The sequence below is a fragment of the Candidatus Jidaibacter acanthamoeba genome (assembly GCF_000815465.1).
GTDB lineage: Bacteria > Pseudomonadota > Alphaproteobacteria > Rickettsiales > Midichloriaceae > Jidaibacter > Jidaibacter acanthamoebae.
The window spans coordinates 1-4,100 of record NZ_JSWE01000063.1 but is presented as its reverse complement, the minus strand read 5'-3'; the positions used below and the strand labels follow the sequence as shown (position 1 = coordinate 4,100).

The 4,100-nt window shown below is 33.3% G+C and carries 6 protein-coding genes; 2 read left to right on the top strand and 4 right to left on the bottom strand.

Going from position 1 to position 4,100, the window contains the following annotated elements; all coding sequences use genetic code 11:
- The first annotated feature begins 113 nt into the window (after positions 1 to 113).
- Together NF27_RS13245 and NF27_RS02375 are read left to right on the top strand one after the other, a co-directional pair.
- Positions 114 to 317 (top strand): hypothetical protein, encoded by a 204-nt coding sequence (locus NF27_RS13245; RefSeq protein WP_410518014.1) that lies wholly within the window; start codon positions 114 to 116, stop codon positions 315 to 317.
- 145 nt (positions 318 to 462) lie between these two features.
- Entirely contained in the window at positions 463 to 1,089 is a 627-nt protein-coding gene (locus NF27_RS02375) for a hypothetical protein (RefSeq protein WP_039455416.1), read from the top strand.
- Between the two features lie 83 nt (positions 1,090 to 1,172).
- On the opposite strand, the gene NF27_RS02370 is transcribed toward NF27_RS02375, so the two are convergent.
- The 4 genes from NF27_RS02370 to NF27_RS12285 form a co-directional block, all read right to left on the bottom strand.
- Positions 1,173 to 1,787, bottom strand: a complete 615-nt coding sequence (locus NF27_RS02370; RefSeq protein ID WP_039455414.1) for an imm11 family protein — start codon at positions 1,785 to 1,787, stop codon at positions 1,173 to 1,175.
- A 71-nt stretch (positions 1,788 to 1,858) separates the two neighbouring features.
- Positions 1,859 to 2,188, bottom strand: coding sequence for a hypothetical protein (locus tag NF27_RS12290; RefSeq protein WP_039455412.1), 330 nt, complete (start codon positions 2,186 to 2,188; stop codon positions 1,859 to 1,861).
- 12 nt (positions 2,189 to 2,200) lie between these two features.
- Complete coding sequence (locus NF27_RS12730; protein WP_039455411.1) at positions 2,201 to 3,421, bottom strand: RNase A-like domain-containing protein; 1,221 nt, start codon at positions 3,419 to 3,421, stop codon at positions 2,201 to 2,203.
- Positions 3,422 to 3,621: 200 nt separating this feature from the next.
- Positions 3,622 to 4,100: hypothetical protein (locus NF27_RS12285; protein ID WP_039455410.1), on the bottom strand; the 479-nt coding region annotated here is incomplete at its 5' end.

Here is a 4,100-nt window from a genome sequence, read left to right as displayed (position 1 = left end):
ATTAAGTTGCTTGCCTTACCTTATACCTACCTTCATATTTCATTTCTCGCAACACTGCCTATCTGGTTGATAGATATGGTGAGAGAGTAAAGCTTTGGCGTGCATTTGTCAGAATGGTTACTTTTTTAATTTCAATCATCACTGCTATAGGTTTGTTTACTATTTTATGGGAAAATATAGCTAATAAAGGATTAGTTACCTTATTAATGTCTTCTTTTTGCTTTATTATATTTATCCTGCCTTGCATTATCTCTCCTCAAAGGGCTATGATTCACGATATCTTAGCAGGAACTCGAGTACTGAAAGGAAGACTATAAAATTAAAATATTTTTTATAAGATTGCCTTTAAATCTTAAGTAATTATAAATAATTATTATTTTATATAATTCAGGTAAAAAATATAGTTGATAAATTATTCTTAAGTGCTATTAATCAGTTACTCAAGAAGAATAATACTTGCTTATGAAAAATTTTATTAAACTTATTTGCTCAATATTACTAATTCTACAGTTAGCTGCTTGTGCAACTAGAACACATGTTGAACAATTTAAGGATGTTAAAGGCTTTAACGAAAGGAGAAAAGGGATTGTCATCATTCAAACTGCTCAAAAAGTAGATAAGGTAAGAGATAAATATAATTTAAAAACGACATGGAAAAACAAGGAAAATAAAAGAATTTTTACTACAGATCCAGAAAACATAATTGGGGAATTAGTTACAGTATTTTCTATAGTAATCCCTTCAGCTACATTTAATTTTCCAACTTTAGTTTACTTCATAGAACCTGGGGAATACTCTCTAAGTAGCATTTATTTTGATAGAAGGTATGCCAACTCCTTAAAAGATATTATTACATTTTCTTTAAAAGGTGGGGAAGTTGTCTACATAGGAAAACTAATAGTTGATGATAATAATTCAAGAATTGTTGCTAATGCTCTTAATATAGAAGATTCTTATGAGACAGCTAAAAAATATTTTGAAGCTAAATATCCAGAGATTAAACAAACACCTATTAAAAGATTAATGGAGTTTAGTGAAAAAGCTAAAGGACTACGACTCATCTCAAATGAATATGGTTTTATTGAGTAATAAAATCTAACCAAATAAACCAGGATGGAATGTTAAATAAAGGTTATTAGATTATATGATGTTTAATAAAACTCTATATCTTTTTATTCTATAAAACAGATTCCTCCCCAACTTTCATTAAATTCTAAGCCCGTAAGCTTTGCTTCTCTTACCGCTCTTCTTAGATTCTCAGACCCTAAAGTTATCTTACTATCATCATCTATTGCTATCTCACTTCCACCTAAGCAACTTATATCATAAAAACATTTTTCATACATATCCCAAGACTCACGTTCTTCTTCTGGTTTTAAAATAGATTTTTCTTTATTCATCATATCTTTTCGGATAATGACATTAATAATATAATAATCATTTATAACTGTTCCGTCATACATTCTAACCTCTGCAAGTAATGCTTGGAATTCTCCTTGTACAACTTCGTTTAAAACTTTTAAAGCTTTTTCGTTTGCTAAAAGCACCCTTGTACTATTATGTAAAAAATCCCATTTAAGCAAGTAATCCAAAGTAGCTTTTTTACTCTTCATTACATTAAATACTATAGGTTTTAAGTTAGTAGTATCAATAACTTTCCCTCCCAGTAAATCCATTAATGAATCTAAAGTATTTTCTTTCCTATCATATACTACATGTACACTTTGATAAAATTTCCTATCATCGTGTAAAAACCATGCTCTATTTTTATCTCTAAGTGCTAGCATGCTCTCTTTATTTAATCTTAATCTTTACAACATTACCCTTCAGAGTCCCAATCCTCTTTCTTTATTTTTCTTTATTTTTCTTTATTTTTCTTTCTTTCCATCTCTTCTATTTTTGCTTTCAACTTTTCAACCACTTTTTCCAACCATTCTTTTCGTGTCTCCACTCGGCTAGCTATATTAGTCATATCTCCTATTAACTCCTCAGGAAAAGGCTCTAATTGCAATACTTCCTCAGCTTGCTTTAACGCAAGCTTTGCTTCAGGCAGCATTTCTTTACTATATAAGTATTCTGATAACGTGATATCTTCATTGAATTGCTCAGTATCTGCATCTGAGGCAAAGTATGTTCCTAGCAACTCATCTAATTGGCTATATTCTTTTTCGAACTCTTTTGCTTTCATTATTTCTCCTTTTTACTTTACAGGGTAACCTGTTTCAATTTTAAGCTCATTTTCTACTCTTTTCAAAAATATCTTTACTTTGCTCCTATCGGAGATAGTAGTGTCTGGATCTGATATACCTCTACCAATTACTTTATTACTCTCATAATCTATACGCAATTTTTGTTTATCTGTATCCAACATCCACTTTTCAACTTTATCCCAATTATGTTGCAATGCCTCAGCAATTACCCTTTCTGCTGTATCTTTATCAGTAAATGAGCTAGATCCTTTTAGATATCTTTGATTCGGATCATACTTAGTCGGGTTTAATTTTCTATCCATAATTACATTATCAGAAGGCAGTACATGTTTTTTTATTACATGTCCATTCCAATTTCCACCTTCATGTTCATCCAAGTTAACTTTATTGTTCTTATCCAATGAAGCTTTGAATTTATTTAAATTCGCATCCCTAACTTCTTCCTTAATATTTACTTCCGGTTCTACCTTATTTTTAACAGGTGTAGTGTGAGAAGCATCTTTATGAGGGGTATCTTTTGATAAATCATGGCTTTGTTTATTGGCCTCATCTTTAAAAGGTTGCTTTGTAACCGGTTCACTCTTACTATTCTTAAAGTCCGCCTTAGATTGAGGTAGTTTTACCGGATCCATCGGCTTTGGAATATATGAACCTGCCCCCATATTGTTGGAAAAATCAAATACAGGCTTAGTACTCTTCGGTTGATCACCAATATTGCTACTTGCTCCTACCGGTTTGTTATTATCATGTTTTACTGGGGCTTTAACTTCCGAATGAGAATGTGTAGCAGTTTGTTGTTTTATATTGTTTTGGGGAGTAGTCTTAACATCCGAGGTTTTATGTATCGTCGGTTTAATATTATCATTAACCGCAGGTTTAGCAGGCATATGCTGTGTTATTTTAGTCGGCTCTTTTATATTATGTTGCACTGGAGCTTTTACTTCACCTTGTGTTTTAGTAGTACTTTGATCTTTTATATCACTGTCAGTTGTTTTTTTAGAGCAAATATGTTTAGTTGATCCACTATTTTTTAAAGTCTTTTTAAGTGTTTCCTTAGCCGCATATCCTGCCACTCCTAGTCCTGCTGCAGCTCCTGCTGCAGCTCCTGCTGCAGCTCCTGCTGCAGCTCCTGCTGCTGTGTAGATTCCATCCATCCCCTCCTTCTGCTTATCGCTCATTCCCTCTTTTATCCAATCATCAGTCTTCTCCATTAAATCTGATGCTCCCTCAAATACTACATCCGCTCCCTCTTTCCCTATAAGTATTCCCGTAAACCCTTTTACTGATATTCCTAATACTCCCCAAGTCCTATCCCATATCGTTTTAACTACCTTTGCTCCTTCATATGCATTAGGATAATTCTCCTTAACATTCTCTTTCGCTGCATCTATTACTTCATTAGTCGCAGCACTTATACATCACCTACTTTGTCTAATAGATCTCCTACAAGTCCCCCAACCCTTTTATCTCCTCTTATTAGTACTTCTTCTTTTTTATTTGCTTCCTCAGTATTACCTGATTGATCTTGCTGGGCACTATCTTGATTCTCTTCAGCTTCAGAGTTTATAACTATATTGTCACTAGCATATGAAGCTTCATTGCTACTACTTTCTGCCTCAGCTCCATCTGCCTTAGCTTCTCCCTTACTCCCCGATCCTTCCTTATTATTACCTCCACCTGAGCCTTTCCTAGTTTCCTCTTGCTTAGTTTTTTCCCATTCTTTATCTTCAGCATTCTGTCTCTTCTCCGAACTTTCCTCTTTATCTCCTTCTTGCTTACTCCTACTATCCTTAGAACTTTCTTCCTTCTCCTTTTCCGGATCTTTCTTCTTACTCTCCTTAAAGCTTTCCTCTTCTTCTTTATTATTACTTTCCTGATATGCATTCATCT

Bases quoted from the DNA above. Each gene is read 5' to 3' on its own strand.
- NF27_RS13245 (WP_410518014.1), top strand. From the start codon at position 114: ATGGTTACTTTTTTAATTTCAATCATCACTGCTATAGGTTTGTTTACT.
- NF27_RS02375 (WP_039455416.1), top strand. From the start codon at position 463: ATGAAAAATTTTATTAAACTTATTTGCTCAATATTACTAATTCTACAG.
- NF27_RS02370 (WP_039455414.1), bottom strand. From the start codon at position 1,787: ATGCTAGCACTTAGAGATAAAAATAGAGCATGGTTTTTACACGATGAT.
- NF27_RS12290 (WP_039455412.1), bottom strand. From the start codon at position 2,188: ATGAAAGCAAAAGAGTTCGAAAAAGAATATAGCCAATTAGATGAGTTG.
- NF27_RS12730 (WP_039455411.1), bottom strand. From the start codon at position 3,421: ATGGAGAAGACTGATGATTGGATAAAAGAGGGAATGAGCGATAAGCAG.